The 16,035-nt window shown below is 49.4% G+C and carries 17 protein-coding genes; 13 read left to right on the top strand and 4 right to left on the bottom strand.

What is annotated here, in order from left to right; translation table 11 throughout:
* Positions 1 to 93: 93 nt before the first annotated feature.
* The 6 genes from ATG71_RS00575 (at position 94) to ATG71_RS00550 (ending at position 4,589) form a co-directional block, all read left to right on the top strand.
* On the top strand, positions 94 to 1,359 hold the full coding sequence (locus ATG71_RS00575; protein ID WP_098437579.1) for an MFS transporter: 1,266 nt from the start codon (positions 94 to 96) through the stop codon (positions 1,357 to 1,359).
* The gene (locus ATG71_RS00570; RefSeq protein ID WP_098437577.1) at positions 1,313 to 1,933 is read left to right on the top strand and encodes a TetR/AcrR family transcriptional regulator; all 621 of its coding nucleotides are present in this window, start codon (positions 1,313 to 1,315) and stop codon (positions 1,931 to 1,933) included. Before ATG71_RS00575 ends, ATG71_RS00570 begins: the two co-directional genes overlap by 47 nt.
* 181 nt (positions 1,934 to 2,114) lie before the next feature.
* Positions 2,115 to 2,657, top strand: a complete 543-nt coding sequence (locus ATG71_RS00565; RefSeq protein ID WP_098437575.1) for a DUF3231 family protein — start codon at positions 2,115 to 2,117, stop codon at positions 2,655 to 2,657.
* A 306-nt stretch (positions 2,658 to 2,963) separates the two neighbouring features.
* Positions 2,964 to 3,389 carry a DMT family transporter gene (locus ATG71_RS00560; protein WP_098437572.1) on the top strand — a complete coding sequence of 142 codons (426 nt, stop codon included), beginning with the start codon at positions 2,964 to 2,966 and terminating at the stop codon, positions 3,387 to 3,389.
* A gap of 15 nt (positions 3,390 to 3,404) precedes the next feature.
* Positions 3,405 to 4,100, top strand: coding sequence for a Crp/Fnr family transcriptional regulator (locus tag ATG71_RS00555; protein ID WP_179886413.1), 696 nt, complete (start codon positions 3,405 to 3,407; stop codon positions 4,098 to 4,100).
* Positions 4,101 to 4,112: 12 nt separating this feature from the next.
* Positions 4,113 to 4,589, top strand: coding sequence for a DMT family transporter (locus ATG71_RS00550; protein WP_098437567.1), 477 nt, complete (start codon positions 4,113 to 4,115; stop codon positions 4,587 to 4,589).
* A gap of 328 nt (positions 4,590 to 4,917) precedes the next feature.
* On the opposite strand, the gene ATG71_RS00545 is transcribed toward ATG71_RS00550, so the two are convergent.
* From ATG71_RS00545 to katG, 3 genes are all read right to left on the bottom strand, one after another.
* Positions 4,918 to 5,694 carry a phosphatidylserine decarboxylase gene (locus ATG71_RS00545; protein WP_098437564.1) on the bottom strand — a complete coding sequence of 259 codons (777 nt, stop codon included), beginning with the start codon at positions 5,692 to 5,694 and terminating at the stop codon, positions 4,918 to 4,920.
* Complete coding sequence (locus ATG71_RS00540) at positions 5,691 to 6,233, bottom strand: helix-turn-helix domain-containing protein (RefSeq protein ID WP_098437562.1); 543 nt, start codon at positions 6,231 to 6,233, stop codon at positions 5,691 to 5,693. Before ATG71_RS00540 ends, ATG71_RS00545 begins: the two co-directional genes overlap by 4 nt.
* 137 nt (positions 6,234 to 6,370) lie before the next feature.
* On the bottom strand, positions 6,371 to 8,587 hold the full coding sequence (katG, locus tag ATG71_RS00535; protein WP_098437560.1) for a catalase/peroxidase HPI: 2,217 nt from the start codon (positions 8,585 to 8,587) through the stop codon (positions 6,371 to 6,373).
* A 221-nt stretch (positions 8,588 to 8,808) separates the two neighbouring features.
* Here katG and ATG71_RS00530 point away from each other — a divergent pair, with 221 nt between their 5' ends.
* The gene (locus ATG71_RS00530; protein ID WP_098437558.1) at positions 8,809 to 9,252 is read left to right on the top strand and encodes a Gmad2 immunoglobulin-like domain-containing protein; all 444 of its coding nucleotides are present in this window, start codon (positions 8,809 to 8,811) and stop codon (positions 9,250 to 9,252) included.
* Between the two features lie 40 nt (positions 9,253 to 9,292).
* Here the strand turns inward: ATG71_RS00530 and ATG71_RS00525 are convergent, their stop codons facing one another.
* A complete protein-coding gene (locus ATG71_RS00525; RefSeq protein WP_098437557.1) occupies positions 9,293 to 9,517 on the bottom strand; it encodes a YczF family membrane protein in 225 nt (74 codons plus the stop codon).
* Between the two features lie 123 nt (positions 9,518 to 9,640).
* Here ATG71_RS00525 and ATG71_RS00520 point away from each other — a divergent pair, with 123 nt between their 5' ends.
* The 6 genes from ATG71_RS00520 (at position 9,641) to ATG71_RS00495 (ending at position 15,925) form a co-directional block, all read left to right on the top strand.
* Entirely contained in the window at positions 9,641 to 11,257 is a 1,617-nt protein-coding gene (locus tag ATG71_RS00520; protein WP_098437556.1) for a spore germination protein, read from the top strand.
* Complete coding sequence (locus ATG71_RS00515; protein WP_098437555.1) at positions 11,247 to 12,464, top strand: Ger(x)C family spore germination protein; 1,218 nt, start codon at positions 11,247 to 11,249, stop codon at positions 12,462 to 12,464. Before ATG71_RS00520 ends, ATG71_RS00515 begins: the two co-directional genes overlap by 11 nt.
* A 21-nt stretch (positions 12,465 to 12,485) precedes the next feature.
* The gene (locus tag ATG71_RS00510) at positions 12,486 to 13,595 is read left to right on the top strand and encodes a GerAB/ArcD/ProY family transporter (protein WP_098437554.1); all 1,110 of its coding nucleotides are present in this window, start codon (positions 12,486 to 12,488) and stop codon (positions 13,593 to 13,595) included.
* A 43-nt stretch (positions 13,596 to 13,638) separates the two neighbouring features.
* On the top strand, positions 13,639 to 14,346 hold the full coding sequence (locus ATG71_RS00505) for a DNA alkylation repair protein (protein ID WP_098441678.1): 708 nt from the start codon (positions 13,639 to 13,641) through the stop codon (positions 14,344 to 14,346).
* Between the two features lie 62 nt (positions 14,347 to 14,408).
* Positions 14,409 to 14,741 (top strand): RidA family protein, encoded by a 333-nt coding sequence (locus ATG71_RS00500; protein ID WP_286162870.1) that lies wholly within the window; start codon positions 14,409 to 14,411, stop codon positions 14,739 to 14,741.
* 155 nt (positions 14,742 to 14,896) lie between these two features.
* Entirely contained in the window at positions 14,897 to 15,925 is a 1,029-nt protein-coding gene (locus tag ATG71_RS00495) for a phosphotransferase (RefSeq protein ID WP_179886412.1), read from the top strand.
* The last annotated feature ends 110 nt before the right edge of the window (positions 15,926 to 16,035 follow it).

Here is a 16,035-nt window from a genome sequence, read left to right as displayed (position 1 = left end):
TTTAAAAAGCTGGTTGCAAAATGACACTCGTGTCGATATACTAAGAGTAAGAAAATGACACTAATGTCATTTTAAATGAAGGGGCGATGGGAAATGGGATCTTCTTTACGGAAAAATAAGGGGTTCATTACGTTGATGACGGCGCAGGCGATTTCGGGGCTTGGGGACTGGTTGAGTATTGTGGCGATCATTACACTGGTTGGGTTAAAATGGGAAGCAACACCGATGCAGATGTCGTTGATCATTCTGAGTCTGGCATTGCCGATGGCTTTATTCGGACCGATCACGGGAACGATTGCGGACCGGATGGAGAGGAAGACGCTGATGGTGTTTTCCGATGTGGTGAGGGGTGTGCTGATTCTGCTCCTCACCCTGGCGACGAATGTGTGGATGGTGTACGGCTGTTTGTTCCTGACGGGGATCTTCTCTTCTGTATTCATTCCGGCGAAGAATGGGAAGTTGAAGGAGCTTGTGGCAGATGAGAACATCAAGGGTGCCATGTCTCTTTCATCCACCATCGATTCGGGCACAAAGGTCATCGGGCCCCTCGTGAGCGGGATCTTGGTGTCCCTGATCGGAACGTACAACGTCTTCTATCTGGACTCCGCCACCTTCTTCCTCTCGGCGATCTTCATCTTCCTTTTACCAAAAGCCGTGAAAGAAGTGAAAGTCGAAGTGGAGAAGAGGGACGGACCTTCCTTCAAGGAAGAGATCAAAGTCGGATTCTCGTTCATTAAGAAAAGCCGTTTCTTATTATATGGATTGTTCTTGCTGGGGATCAGCTTATTGATTCTCCAACTATCTGACTCTCAATTCATTGTCCTGCTGCGCCAGTTGACGGATGTTTCACCGAATCTCCTGGGATATCTCGTGGCAAGTGCAGGTGTCGGAATGCTGATCACAGGGATCTATCTGTCGAAAAAGACCGATTATAACGCATTCGTCTATATGTGTGTCGGGGTGTTCGGAATCGGGCTGGGATTCGGTTTGATGGGGGTCTTGACGCATTATGATCTGAGTCTGTCGATGCTGTGGGTTCCCGCTCTTGGATTGATGGCAGGAGCATCTGCCGGTCTCGTCTTCATCCCGTTCCAGGCAGCGACCCAGGAGAAAACGCCGGTTCATATGACGGGAAGGGTATTCGGGGTCGTCAACAGTACCACGACGACGGCGACGATCATCGGACCGCTCGCAGGGGGAGCCCTTGCCACCGTGATCGGGATCATCCCGGCTTTCATCATCACCGGTTCATTATTGATCGTATTATTCTTCGTATCCATTGCAGTAAGACATAAAGTAGAGGAGGAGACGGATGTCACCGAAAGTCAGTCAGGAGCACAAGGAGCAACGCCGCTCTAATTTATTGAAAGCCGCACGGGAAGTCTTCTGCGAGCACGGCTATGAAAACACCACCATGAAACACGTCATGGAACGGGCCGGCGTAAGCAGGGGAGGATTGTATCAATACTTTGAAAATAAAGAGGATCTCTTTGAAGCCTTGATTGCGGAGGAGCAGTTGGAGGTCATCGAAGGAAGCATCCAGGCGATGCTAAAACAACAGGGATCGTACTGGGATGTCCTCCTCATGAGCTTCCTCGGAGAAAGCAAGGAGGCAACCAATGATATGGACGCCCTGGCCCCTTCGAAGCTTGAATACTTCATCACGGGCCGCCATGATGAAAGCAGGAAGGAACACGCGAGGAAGCGATTCCTTCAGGCGTATCAAATGACCGTCAACATCATCGAAGGAGGCGTCACGGCAGGGGAATTCTCTCCCCGGTTTGAACCTGAAGTCATCGCCAAGGGCATCATTTCCCATATCGATGGGATGGCGATGGACCATGCGATCCTGGACTCTGAGACGATCCAGTTGAAGGAGCAGACAGAGTGGTTGATGGGATATGTGAAGTGGGGATTGGGTGTTGCAGAGTAAAGAAGGTTGCGTGTGAAAAGCGGGATCCCAGTGATATCATTGATAACGTAGACCCCATATCCCCTATAAAATATGCTTTACCTGGGCCAGTCTTTGGCCTATTTTTTTATGCCCTTCAAACATGTATTCAATCCGAATGTTTAGCGAATAATAATGGCAACAAGCATCAGGAGGTTACATAATGACCAACGCATTCGAAGCGATTTCCGCTATCATAAAAAATTTTACAGATGAAGCGCCGAAACCGCCTCTCCATGTCGGCGAAGTGATGGATCTTTGGACGGCATTCACGGCATTTCACGAAGCCCACGCTCTTTATCAAGTGGGACTCAACACCACGACGGACAAGGATTTAAAGCATGTGCTTGAGAATGCATTGCAAGGAAGCATGCACGATACGAAGAATATAGAGAAGTTCCTTTTAAGGGAAGGGGTGCCTCTGCCCTTGGTCAATCCAAAAAAACCACTGTCCGAGCAAAGCGCCGTTCCTGAAGGGGTCAAGCTGACGGATGACGAGATCGCCAACCTCATCTCAGCCAAAGTGGCAATGTCCATCACCTTTTGTGCTCAGGCGATGTCAAAGACCGTCCGGACCGATGTGGGACTGATGTTTTTTTTCATTCAAATTAACCTGATGAAATTTGCTGCTCCGTTGAAGAACTTGATGATCTCGAGGGGATGGCTAAGGGTTCCGCCGAAGTATAATCCTCCGGGTTCACCTTAGGCAGGTGTGCTCCTTTGGTGTGACATTATAGGTTGCATGTGAAGTTTGGGAATCGCTGATAAATGGAGTTTCGCTGTTGTAACGGGATATCGTGTAAGCGTAAAAAAGATCCGCATCTTCATTTGAAGGCGTGGATCTTTTTTACGCTTACAGTATAATGAAGATTTTGCTGACAAATCATCCCGACGCCAGGAATCTCACATGAAAACGCATACCCAATCCCCCATCGGCACAACCTTAGGACATATGTCCTTTCACAAAACCACAACCACCTATTTAATAGAACAAAGAATAGGAGGATGAACGATGAAAGGTGCTATTTTTGCTCTGTTTGGAGGACTTTGCATTACGATGCAGGGAATTTTCAATGCACGGATGAGTGACGCGATCGGCGGGTGGCATACGACCTCGATGGTCCACCTCGTAGCGTTTGCGATTTCGATGACCATATATATGAACGTCAGGGATGGAAAAGGGAAGAGCTTCAAAGAGGTGCCGTTCCTGTACTTGATCGGAGGCACGTTCGGCGTGATCGTGGTGTTCTCGGAACTGACGGCGATCCACACGATCGGTCCCGCAGCGGCGATTGCGATCCTGCTTGTCGCACAGATCGGGACGGCCTTTCTCATCGAGTCTAAAGGATGGTTCGGGGAAAAGAAGATCCCGGTTACAACGCGGCAGGTGGTCGGACTTACGATGATGCTGGCGGGAGTCATCCTGTTTCAATTGTAGAAAAGGAGTCGGATGATGAAAGAAATTCAAGGTGCAAATCCAGACCGATTTATCACTCAATTTGAGCTGGACGATATATTTCCGGCTGATTTCAGAAAACATATCAAAATCTATTTCTTTGAAAAAGGAGATGTCCTTTTTTCCACAGGGGAAGAACTCGACGAACTGCATTTCCTCATGGAAGGAAAAATCAAGATTTTCACCCATACACCGGAAGGGAAGCTGTTGATCAACCGGTTCAAGCGGCCCTTGGCCCTGATCGGGGATGTGGAGTATTCGAAGGGAACGGCAGTCCTCAATTCGGTGGAAGCCGTCACAGACGGGTTGTTCCTGTCGGTGTATTTCGAGGATTTGGCAAGGCTTGAGAAGGAGAATCCCGCCATCATGCGCTTTCTGTTTTATACGGTGGCCCATAAGTTTTACACGGAATCCCACATCACGAGTATGCACATGCTGTATCCCGTCGAAGTGCGCCTGGCAAGCTACTTACTGTCCATATCTGAAGCGGGGGAAGGGACCATGTTCCATCAGGAAATGCATACGTCAAACCTAATGGAACTCGCCGAATGGATCGGTACGAGCTACCGCCATTTAAATCGGGTACTGAAGAAAATGGCGACGGATGACCTCATCGAGAGGGTCAACGGTTCCATCACCATCAAGGATCTGGATAAACTCAGCACCCTGGCAAAGGGAAACATCTATGAATAAGGAGGGTCTCACATGTTCGGAATCGGATTAGCCATCATCGCAGGTATTTTAATCAGCCTGCAAAACGTATTCAACGCACGGGTCAGTGAAAAAACCGGTCCATGGGCCACGACGAGCCTCGTTCTCGGCCTCGGTCTCGTCTGTTCACTGCCGGTCTTTTATACAATGGAAGACAAAAGCCTTTTTGACTTTAGCGGCGTCAATCCCGTGTTTCTTTTTAGCGGAGTGTTCGGCGTCGGCATCGTATTCTTCCTGATGAGGGGAGTCACGCTGATCGGCCCGGCGTATGCAATCTCCATCGCGCTTATCTCGCAAATCACCATCGCATTCATCGTCAACACGGGAGGCTGGTTCGGGTTTGAACCGTCTTCATTGTCCTGGGAGAAGCTGCTTGGGATCGGGTTGTTGATCGGTGGAGTGCTTGTTTATAAGTTGGAGAAGCGGACGGAAGAGAAAGAGGAAGAAGTACGGGAGAGCATCGGGGCGTGATGCCCGGTCAAATAGGAAAAACGCCTGTCCCTTTTTTTGAGGGACAGGCGCTTTTTAATGACGGCTTTAGTAGTAGAAGCATTTAAGGTGAAATAAGCGGAGTTTTTCCGGTTACATTCAGAATGGACGTTGTTGTGGGTTTAAATAAGCGGAGATTTTCCGATTACGAACAGAAAAGTCACCCCAAATTGTACTTTTTGAACAAATTGGCGGAATCTTTCCGTCTATTTCTGCCTTATTAACGATTCATCACTAAAGTAAGCGGAGATTTTCCGTTTATTTTTCAGCCCCGGTGTTGAACCCGATCTGATCTCCCCACCATTCTTTTTTATGAATGCCACTTCCCAATCTCCTCACCCATCTTCACCGGTCCTTTTTCCCGGGTGAAGCTGAACTTTCCTTGTGGTACACAAACCACGACCGTCGATCCAAATGAAAAGTACCCGTACGGATCTCCCCGGTGAACGACGTCACTCTTATTCGTCCGGACGATCGAGTTCACATTCAGCGCCCCGACCATGACGTGGGCAAGAGGAGATCCTGCCACATCAAAGCGGGAGACGAGGCGGTAATTCCGGGTAAGGGGACGGACACCGTGCGTGAGTCCGAGCTCGTTCACAGGATCGGCGTGTCTCCCAAGTGTGTAGACTTCCTCAACACTCGCATCGATCGGCACGTGGACCCGGTGATAATCGGTCGGGCTCAGGTAAAAGATGAGAACCTTTCCGCCGGCATACGGGGCAGCTTTCTCAGCAGAACCCAGCAGTTCTTCCACCGTATAATCCTGACCTTTGACCATGAATGTGCTCTCAGGGGTCAAGTCGTCGACGACGGATAAATAAGCGTCGCACGGGCTGACGAATGCATCCGGAGAATCGGCGACCGGTCGCGCATCCGGCTTTAGTTCCCGTGTGAAAATATCATGAAGGGTGCCGTAGTCACGGAGTCCACGCGTGGCTTCCTCCATGTTCAGCTTATAGACTTTGGCAAAAGAAGCGATAAACGGTCTGCTCATCTTCGATTGAGCGAACGAGCGTAATCCTTTGGCGATGATGGGATGGCCGTTCAGTTCGAATACTTTTCGGTAAAATTTCGTTCTGATCATGTATGGTCACGTCCTTTGGGTTCTGGGATAAGCATTTGGATAAGGGAAATCTTTTCGTTTTCCTCCGTCGGTCTGTTCGATTTGAATTTGCTCAGAAGTTCATTCATGCCTGCCGTCAACTCTTTGAGCTCGTCGGGTGTCACGTAAAGGTCCAGCTGGTTATATCCGAAGAAATCACGGGCAGGATCCGGGTCGTCCAGAAGATAGTTTCTTGCCTGTCCTGTCACGGAGGATAGGAAGGTCATGAACAATTTAAGATGTTCTTCGCCTGGCAGCTGCTCCAATTCTTCAACTGTCATATAGGGATTGTCTTCTTGCATGGCATAGGTTTTCTCGACGGCACCACGGATTTTCCGTTCATCGACGATATGAATGATGTTATTCTTCGTCAGCCGATTCAAATGCCGGTAAAGGGTGGCCTGGGGGACATCTGTCATCCATTCCTTCAGCTCATGTACCGTCGCCGCTCCTTTGGAGAGATGCTGTATGATCCGCATCCGGACCGGATGGAGGAATAGGTCGGTATCTATTTGGGTCATTCGATTACATCCTTTTGTGATTGTTATCGATATTGATAATAATGGAGAGGTGGGGATTTGTCAATGAAATTGTGGGAGAGATGAAGGTTGTCTGTGCAAAAAAAGCCCCTTCCATCAAGGAAGAGGCCCACTACTCATTATCTCAAATCAAACCGATCAGCATCCATTACTTTCGCCCACGCGGCAACAAAGTCACGGACGAATTTTTCTTGATTATCATTCAGCGCGTATACTTCAGCCAAGGCACGCAGCACGGAATTGGAACCGAACACAAGGTCAAAGCGCGTAGCGGTTCTCACGACTTCACCTGTCTTGCGGTCACGGCCTTCATACTGATTGAAGCCGGTCGGTTTCCATTCGATGCCCATATCCAACAGGTTGACGAAGAAGTCGGTGTTCAGGGTACCGACGCGGTCGGTGAATACGCCATGATCCGTTCCGCCGTAGTTGGCACCTAGGGAACGCATGCCGCCGATCAGGACGGTCATTTCAGGAGCGGTCAGTCCGAGCAACTGCGATTTGTCCACAAGCATTTCTTCCGGGCTGACGGCGTATTCCTGCTTCTGATAGTTGCGGAAGCCATCTGATACGGGCTCCAAAACGCCGAAGCTCTCGTCGTCGGTATTCTCAGCCGTTGCGTCCCCGCGTCCAGGTGAAAATGGAACGGTTACGTTGAATCCGGCATCACGGGCGGCTTTTTCAACTCCTGCATTTCCGCCTAATACGATCAGGTCGGCAAGGCTGACTTTTTTATCAAGCTTGCTTTGAAGATCTTCGTAGACACCAAGGACTTTCTCAAGCTGCTGCGGCTCGTTCACTTCCCAGTCCTTCTGAGGAGCCAGACGGATGCGGGCACCGTTCGCACCACCGCGCATGTCGGAACCGCGGTACGTGCTGGCGGATGCCCATGCGGTTTTCACGAGCTCGCTTACGGTTAAGCCTGTGTCCAGGATTTTTTCCTTCAACGAAGCGACTTCACTGTCGGAAAGATCATAATCCACTGCCGGAACGGGATCCTGCCAAATCAACTCTTCATCCGGAACTTCCGGACCCCAGTATCTTGCTTTCGGGCCCATGTCGCGGTGAAGCAATTTGAACCAGGCACGGGAGAAGGCGTCGGCGAACTCTTCCGGATTTTCATGGAAATTACGGGAGATTTTTTCATAATCAGGATCCATGCGGAGCGCCATATCTGCCGTTGTCATCATCGTTTTCACTTTGATGGATGGATCTTCGGCGTCCGGCGCCATATGTTCTTCCGTCATGCCGACCGGTGTCCATTGGGAAGCGCCGGCTGCACTCTTCGTTTTCTCCCACTCGTAGCCGAATAGAAGGTCGAAGTAGCCGTTATCCCACTTCGTCGGATTCGTCGTCCAGGCACCGTCGACACCGCTTGAAATTGTGTCGCGGCCTTTTCCGCTTCGGTATGAGCTGATCCAGCCGAGGCCTTGGTTTTCAATGTCGGCCGCTTCAGGGTCGTCTCCGACAAGCTCGGCATCACCCGCACCATGGGCCTTCCCGAATGTGTGACCGCCTGCGATCAGGGCGACGGTTTCATAATCGTTCATCCCCATGCGTCCGAATGTGTCACGGATATCACGGGCACTTCCCAGTGGATCCGGTTCGCCGTTCGGGCCTTCCGGGTTCACGTAGATGAGCCCCATCTGGACGGCAGCGAGTGGATTTTCAAGCTCGCGGTCACCGGAGTAACGGTTGTCAGCCAGCCATTCTTTCTCATTTCCCCAGTATACGTCTTCTTCCGGATGCCAGATGTCTTCGCGACCGGCACCGAATCCGAAGGTCTTCAAGCCCATGGATTCAAGGGCGACGTTCCCTGTAAGGACGAGGAGGTCTGCCCATGAAATCATGTTGCCGTACTTTTGCTTGATCGGCCATAACAGGCGGCGGGCTTTATCGAGGTTGACGTTATCCGGCCAGCTGTTGAGTGGAGCAAAACGCTGGGAACCTGATGAACCGCCTCCGCGACCGTCCGTTTCGCGGTATGTACCTGCTGCGTGCCAAGACATACGGATGAAGAAGGGACCGTAATGACCGTAATCTGCCGGCCACCAATCCTGGCTGTCTGTCATCAGATTGTGAAGGTCCTGCTTCAATGCGTCGTAATCAAGCTTCGCGAATTCTTCTTTATAGTTGAAGTCTTCCCCCATCGGATTCGCTTTCCGGTCGTGCTGGCGAAGGATGCTCAGGTTCAGCATGTTCGGCCACCATTCTTTATTCGTCGTGCCTCCGGGAGCCGTCGTTGTCGTGATGGCGCTATCCTTGTGATGAGTGAATGGACATTCTCCAGATGCTGCGGAGTGATCCTTTTGATCAGGGCGATTCTCTTTTTCCATTACGATTCACCTTCCTGTTCTAAAAAATAGGGAAAAGCAACTACCACTTAAATAGTGTGATAATTATAATAATTCTTAATTATCATTATAAAAGATTAGAATGGTTATTGAAAGCTTGAAGCTTCTCTGGATGGTGAATTTTTACAAGCAAAGGGGGTAGTAGGGGGAAAAGAATAATTTCTGTCAAAGAAGAATAGTAGTGAATAAAAACCAGGGGTGAGATGATGAAGAGAGTGGTTTTGTTTTTAACGGTGATCACGGCGTTCGGACTGGCTGCTTGTACTCAGCCACAACAGGAAGAAAAGGAAAAACCAATGGTGACAGAGCAGGAGCCTGCTCCAACCAGTGAAGACAACTCCCCAACCGTTTATCAAAACGAATCCTTTAAAGAGGTGGTCGTCACTCAAACGGAAGATGAGGTTTTGGTAACGGGGAAGGCACAGGTATTTGAAGGGGTCTTTCAATACGCGCTTTATGATGAGGATGAAGTGGTGGATGAAAACAACTATCAAACAGAGGGTGCACCTGCCTGGGGTGAGTTTACCCTATCCTTTAAAAAAGAGATCCTCACGACAGATGACATGAGGCTGGAATTATTTTTTTACTCAGCAAAAGATGGTTCGAAAACGAATGTGTTGGAGATTCCGATTTCAACGGATGGATGATTGTGCAAAGGGAGATGAGTGGTGAGAAGCTCATCTTCTTTTATTTGTTTGCCTTTCTTTTCTTGATCACCTCATAGGCCGTTTCCCCAAAAAAGAGAAAGAGGAGGAAGAAGAGGACAACCATCTCGGCCACTTCCATGACGCGAAAAGGACTGACGGCGTTGTGCAAGGCATCTGACACGTCGAAACCCTGAAGAATATCGAGGCCTAACGAAAACCCCATTAAACATCCCATCATTAAAAGTGTAATACCAAAGATTTTCATACTGATCACGCTCCTTTTCTTAGGTTCTGCCTACGGATGGAGGTTCATTCCTTTGTAAAAAATTACATAAATACCCCTCATTTGGTTACAGTAATAAAAAATGAGAGAAGGGTGCCGGAATCTATGTCTTCGTTCTTTAAAGGTCGTAAACCAAAGAAGAACCAACAACCAGAAAACCAAGCTTCTGATACCTCGGAAGAATATATACAGCGTTCATTGTCCGTCAACCTTGATATGATCCGGCAGAAAACGGGGAACAGTTCAGATGTCATCATCCGCCGGTTGAAAATGGGGAAGGATGCGTCCATTGAAACGGCGATTGTGTATGTGGAAGGAATCGTAGACAATCAATCGATTCAGGAGTTCCTGCTGCAGTCCATGATGAAGGATGATCATAAGGAGGAGTTGAATGAAGACGATGCCATTAGTCTGATTTCGGATGACATGATGACGGTGGGGAATATGTCATCGACCGATAAGTGGGTGGAGCTGTTCTCCTCGTTGATGGCAGGTGACACGATTGTCCTGGTGGACGGGACTGCGAAGGCGTTGAGTGCCTGCACGAAAGGGGGCGAAACGCGCTCCATATCGGAATCCACCACTCAAATGGTAGTGCGCGGGCCAAAGGGGGCGTTTACGGAGTCGATCGGGACCAATACGGCCATGGTACGGCGCATCATCAAGACCCCTGATTTATGGCTCGAGTCCATGAAGATCGGCCGCGTGACGAAGACCGATGTGACACTGATGTACATACATGGCATTGCCAATGAAGAAGTGATTGAGGAAATCCGCAAGCGTTTAAAGAAGATCGACATCGACAGTATTTTGGAATCGGGGTATATCGAACAGCTGATAGAAGATCAAACGATGACGCCGTTTCCGACGATCTTTAACACGGAACGGCCGGATGTAGTGGCAGGGAATCTATTTGAAGGGCGGATCGCCATCTTTGTGGATGGAACTCCTTTTGTCCTGATTGCCCCTGCCCTGTTCATTCAATTTTTCCAGTCGGCAGAGGATTATTATGCCCGATTCGATATTGCGACATCGATCCGGCTGCTGCGCATCTTGATGTTTGCCATTTCGCTGATTGCCCCTGCGACCTTTGTGGCGGTCACAACCTTTCACCAGGAGATGGTGCCGACGACGCTCATTGTCGCGATTGCCGCCCAGAGGGAGTCGGTTCCGTTTCCGGCATTCGTGGAAGCCCTGTTGATGGAAATCACGTTTGAAATCCTGCGGGAAGCAGGGATTCGATTGCCGAAAGCGATCGGTTCTGCCGTTTCGATCGTCGGTGCCCTTGTCATTGGACAGGCAGCGGTGCAAGCGAGCATTGTGTCACCGGCGATGGTCATTATCGTATCGATCACGGCGATCGCGAGTTTTGCCACGCCATCCTTTGATATGGCGATTTCGGCCCGTATCATCCGCTTCTTATTCATGATCGGTGCCGCGACCTTTGGGTTCTACGGTATCATACTGATCTTTCTTTTGATGGTCGTCCATTTATGCAGCCTCCGTTCCTTTGGAGTACCTTATATGGCCCCGTTTGCTCCATTCATCCCGGTGAATAACAAGGATACCTTTGTGCGGCTTCCTTGGTGGACCCTCCGGCAGAGACCGCGCCTGATCAGCGCCAATGCTGTAAGGGAAGGGACCAATCAAGGTCCGGAAACGCCGGCCTCTCGTACGATGGTCAATGGAGACGGGAAGGAAGGCGATAACAATGGCTCGTAAAATGAAGATACTCTTTATTCTAATCGCCATCTCCTTCTTTTTGTCCGGCTGTTGGAGTAAGAAAGAGTTGACAGATCTGGCCATTGTGGCTGCGATGGGCGTGGATAAAGCGGATGACGGGAAGTATATCATGACCCTTCAGATCATCAATCCCGGGAACGTCGCTGGAGGCATGCGCGGCGGCGGTTCTCAAAGTCCACCCGTGACGATTTATTCGGCTACGGGGGATAATTTAGTAGAAGCAAGCAGGCACGCATCCAGTAAGATTTCCCGACGATTGTATTATGCCCATGCCAATCTGGTCGTGATCGGCGAGGATCTTGCAAGAGAAGAAGGAGTAGCGACAATCATCGATGCCATCGACCGGGATCATGAATTCCGGATCACGACGACGATGGTGATCGCGAACCATTCTTCGGCAGAAGATCTGCTCCGGACCTTAACCCCCGTTGATAAAATCCCGGCGAATAAGGTGCTGAAAACATTGGAATTCTCCGAGAAGACATGGGGACATAATGTGAAGACGTCGATTCAGGACGTGATGAAAGGGCTGCATTCATCCAAAGGGGGGACCGTTGTCTCAGGGTTTCGTCTCCTAGGAGATCCGAAGCATGCAGGCCTGCCTGAAAATATCCAGGAAAGTGAGCCTGAATCCACCATCGAAGCCAGTGGGATAGCGATGATCAAAGACGAGAAATTAGTCGATTGGCAATACGGCAAATCGGCAAGGGGAACCGTGTGGATCAGGGACGAGATCCAGGGAACGGACATCAATATCAATTGGAATGGAAAGAAAGAAGCCGTCGCCTATCAAACGAACCGGCAGAAGACCACCGTGTCGGGTGATATGAAGAACGGCAGGCCTCATATATCGATTCACACGCGGGTCGAAGGAAGCATAGGGGAGATGAGTGAGCCCATCGATATCACCGATAGGAAGGTGATTTCACAGATGGAAAAAAAGGTTGAGAAAGAGATTGAAGGAGAAATAAAAAAAGCGATTGAACAGGCCCAAACCAATAAAGTCGATATATTCGGTTTTGGGGAAGCGGTCCGGCGTTCACGACCGGATGATTGGAATAAGCTTAAAGCGATGTGGAATGAGGTTTATTTTCCGGAGTTGAAGGTGGATATTACGGTGGAAGCCTACATCCGCCGAGCCGGACTGCGTAATAAATCGTTTCTTTCAAGTTTAGAAGAAGAGTAAGGAAAAGGAGGGACCCGTTCAGTGGAAAAGGCGAAAATCAGCAGCATTCAGCTCTTTGTCTTAATTGTGTTATTTGAAATGGGAAGCTCTTTACTTGTCCCTCTTGCCATCGATGCGAAACAGGATGCGTGGCTTGCGATCATGTTCGGGATGATCGCAAGCTTCGTCCTGCTGCTCGTCTATCATAAACTGTACACGTATTATCCAGACCTCCTGCCGACGGAATACATGCAGAAGATTCTCGGGAAGGTGGCAGGGACGGTCCTTGCTTTTCTTTATCTATTTTATTTTATGTATGATGCGTCAAGGGTTCTCCGGGACTTTGGTGAAATGCTGTTGACCTTTGCGTATCCGGAAACCCCATTATTCATTGCCAATGCCCTTTTGATGCTGGTCATCATTTATACGGTGCGAAAAGGGATCGAAGTCATCGGGCGGTCGGGAGAACTTCTGTTTATGTTAATGTTTATCCTTTCAGTCGTTGGATTTATCCTGATCGTCGTTTCCGGCTTGATCGATTTTACCAATCTCCAACCTGTACTGGAAGAAGGGCTAATGCCGGTTTTGAAAGTGACTTTTACCCAAACTTTGTATTTTCCGTTTACGGAAGTCTTTGTCTTTACGATGATTCTCCCATATTTGAATAATCCGAAGAAAGCGAAGCTGACGATGCTTTGCGCAACGGGACTGAGCGGTATCAATCTGATCCTCACCATGCTCATCAATATCAGTGTGCTGGGGGTGGATCTGACGGCCCGTTCGCAATTTCCCCTACTTAGTACGGTCCAGTCGATACAGGTGGCCGACTTTCTGGAACGTCTGGATGTCTTCTTTATGCTTGGTTTGGTGATCGGGATTTTCTTGAAGATCAGCATCTTCTTTTATGCGTCTGTCATCGGGACGGCGAGCGTATTTAAGATTCAATCGCCATCGCGACTCGCCTATCCACTCGGCCTGATCGTCCTATTCATGTCCATGTCGATTGCGAGCAATTTCCAGGAACATATCCATGAAGGGCTGAAGGTAGCCATGTATGTCCTGCATATGCCTCTGCTTGTCGGCATTCCGATCCTTCTCCTTCTGATTGCTTTCGTGAAAAATAGAAAAAATAAAAGGGACAGGGCGATGTAAGAAGAATACATATAAGATGAATGAAATTAAGGAAGTGGATGGAATGGATCTGGAAACCGTGATGCAGGAACTGGAAGTCCTCGGCAAGGAACGAACGAAGAAAATGTACCTATCGAACGGTGCCCGGGAGCCTGTGTTCGGCGTCGCGACGGGTGCCATGAAGCCGATGGCGAAGGAAATCAAAAAGAACCAGGCCCTGGCAGAGGAACTATACGCTACGGGAAATTACGATGCCATGTACTTTGCCGGCGTCATCGCAGACCCGAAAGCGATGACCGAAGCAGACTTTGACCGCTGGATCGAAGGGGCTTACTTCTATATGCTGTCCGATAACGTGGTATCGGTCACATTGGCAGAAGCGGATATCGCACAGGAGGTCGCCGATAAATGGATTGAGAGCGGGGACGAATTGAAAATGTCCGCGGGCTGGAGCTGCTACTGCTGGCTCCTCGGGAACCGGAAGGACGAAGAGTTTTCCAAAGAGAAGCTTAGGGGAATGCTCCGGAAAGTGAAAGACACGATCCACGATGCACCTGAACGGACGAAATCCGCGATGAATAACTTTGTTGGGACCATGGGAGTGTCGTATGTGCCCCTTCATGAGGAGGCCCTCGAGACCGCAAAGGAAATCGGTCCTGTCGAGATGGTCAGGGAAGGGAAGAAAAATAGTGTCCTGAAGTCTGCCGAAGATATCCAGAAGCAGGTGGAGAAGGGACGGATCGGATTTAAGCGGAAGTATGTGAGGTGTTAGGGGTATGTTGATAGATTAAAAGAAACCATAGGTGAAATTTTTCTCAGAGAGGAGGGAACACCATGACCAATAAAATATCCTTTATTCGATCAGCACAATTAGCCCATGTTGATTATGCTTACGCTTCAAAAATACCTTCAGACATGGACATCCTTTTCTTAGCCGGTGCCTGTCCTCTGAATAAAGAAGGGGAAGTTCCTCATGCACAGGACTATGGACTCCAAGCCAAGCTGTGTGTGGAGAATATGAAGGAAGTACTGAAAGAGAGTGGTGCCTACTTGAAGGACGTCGTCTACACCCGGGTCCTTGTAGCCTCTCATCATCAGTCCGATTTAGTGACGGCTTGGGAGGCGATAAGAAAAGAGTTCGGGGATCATGATGTTCCGAGTACCTAATCAGGAGTGACGGTGCTCGGATACACTGATCAACTGGTGGAAATCGAAGCGGTTGCGGCGATCAGGAACGTATGAAACCAGAGGGACAGGTATCGGGGCTCGTTTTGAGACTCGGTACCTGTCCCTCTGACGCATGTGAAGGGGGAAATGGATGTATGTTAAAACAACCTGAGTTCAACCAGGAAAAAATCATCGGTGGATTAAAAGACCATTTTAACGTGGAAGCGAAAGAAGTGACGTTCCTGCCCATCGGACATGATCCGAAAGCGGCAGTCTATCGTGTAATAGGATTGAGAGGTGAGGTGTTTTTTCTAAAAATGATCCAAGGTCCCTTTGATGACACGGGGATCAGAATCATTCATTTCCTCTCAACTCAAGGAATCGACGCGGTCATACCGCCCATCCCGACAACGAGTCAAGAGCTGGCGGTCCATCAGGAAGCATACCACTGGATCCTTTCGCCATTCGTAGACGGGCGAACGGGTTTCGAATCGCCGTTAAGCGAGCAACAGTCGATTCGGTTTGGACAGATCCTGAAGTCCATCCATTCTGCAGGGATCCCTCATGACCTTCAGGTGCAGCTGCGCCAAGAAGATTTCTCCGGTCCCTGGTGTGAGAAAGTCAGGGAACTCGACCGGGAGATGGATGCAGATCTTCCCCGTGACAAAGTGGCAGAGAAACTGATTGATTTTTGGAAAAGAAAGCGCGAGGACATCCTGAACATTGTAGAGCGGACGGAGGAACTTGGACAGAGGCTGCAGGATCGTGATAAAAGTGGATTTGTTCTATGCCACGGGGATATCCATCCCGGCAATGTGATGATCGATGGGGATTCAAAACTATTCATCGTCGATTGGGACGATCCGGTCATGGCCCCTGTTGAAAGGGATTTGATGTTCCCGGGAGTGGGGTTGGGGTTGTGCTTCAAGGATGAGCGCACCGAGCATATTGATCTTTTCTATAAGGGTTATGGAGAAGTAGAAGTCGATCCGGTCCTGCTTGCTTATTACCGGAATGAGCGGGTTGTGGCGGATATCGCTTCATATGGCATGCAGTTAATCGATGAAGAAGGGAATCTTGAAGACCGGAAGAATGGATTGCGGTTGCTGATGGGGCAGTTTGAAGCGGGGTATGAGGTAGAGGTTGCGGGGAGGACGTATGAGGAGATGATGGGGAGGAACTAAGGTTGGGGTATCATCTAAACGAATGTTTACAGAGATTAAAATAGGGACAGGTTCCCTGGTCCAAGTGAGCCAAGGGACCTGTCCCTCTGGTAAAAAAGGAAGCACGAGAA

Source organism: Bacillus sp. es.034 (genome assembly GCF_002563655.1).
GTDB lineage: Bacteria > Bacillota > Bacilli > Bacillales > Bacillaceae_B > Rossellomorea.
Note: the sequence above shows the minus strand (reverse complement) of the source record. Positions and strands in the feature narration are given on the sequence as shown.

Bases quoted from the DNA above. Each gene is read 5' to 3' on its own strand.
- ATG71_RS00575 (WP_098437579.1), top strand. From the start codon at position 94: ATGGGATCTTCTTTACGGAAAAATAAGGGGTTCATTACGTTGATGACG.
- ATG71_RS00570 (WP_098437577.1), top strand. From the start codon at position 1,313: ATGTCACCGAAAGTCAGTCAGGAGCACAAGGAGCAACGCCGCTCTAAT.
- ATG71_RS00565 (WP_098437575.1), top strand. From the start codon at position 2,115: ATGACCAACGCATTCGAAGCGATTTCCGCTATCATAAAAAATTTTACA.
- ATG71_RS00560 (WP_098437572.1), top strand. From the start codon at position 2,964: ATGAAAGGTGCTATTTTTGCTCTGTTTGGAGGACTTTGCATTACGATG.
- ATG71_RS00555 (WP_179886413.1), top strand. From the start codon at position 3,405: ATGAAAGAAATTCAAGGTGCAAATCCAGACCGATTTATCACTCAATTT.
- ATG71_RS00550 (WP_098437567.1), top strand. From the start codon at position 4,113: ATGTTCGGAATCGGATTAGCCATCATCGCAGGTATTTTAATCAGCCTG.
- ATG71_RS00545 (WP_098437564.1), bottom strand. From the start codon at position 5,694: ATGATCAGAACGAAATTTTACCGAAAAGTATTCGAACTGAACGGCCAT.
- ATG71_RS00540 (WP_098437562.1), bottom strand. From the start codon at position 6,233: ATGACCCAAATAGATACCGACCTATTCCTCCATCCGGTCCGGATGCGG.
- katG (WP_098437560.1), bottom strand. From the start codon at position 8,587: ATGGAAAAAGAGAATCGCCCTGATCAAAAGGATCACTCCGCAGCATCT.
- ATG71_RS00530 (WP_098437558.1), top strand. From the start codon at position 8,809: ATGATGAAGAGAGTGGTTTTGTTTTTAACGGTGATCACGGCGTTCGGA.
- ATG71_RS00525 (WP_098437557.1), bottom strand. From the start codon at position 9,517: ATGAAAATCTTTGGTATTACACTTTTAATGATGGGATGTTTAATGGGG.
- ATG71_RS00520 (WP_098437556.1), top strand. From the start codon at position 9,641: ATGTCTTCGTTCTTTAAAGGTCGTAAACCAAAGAAGAACCAACAACCA.
- ATG71_RS00515 (WP_098437555.1), top strand. From the start codon at position 11,247: ATGGCTCGTAAAATGAAGATACTCTTTATTCTAATCGCCATCTCCTTC.
- ATG71_RS00505 (WP_098441678.1), top strand. From the start codon at position 13,639: ATGGATCTGGAAACCGTGATGCAGGAACTGGAAGTCCTCGGCAAGGAA.
- ATG71_RS00500 (WP_286162870.1), top strand. From the start codon at position 14,409: ATGACCAATAAAATATCCTTTATTCGATCAGCACAATTAGCCCATGTT.
- ATG71_RS00495 (WP_179886412.1), top strand. From the start codon at position 14,897: ATGTTAAAACAACCTGAGTTCAACCAGGAAAAAATCATCGGTGGATTA.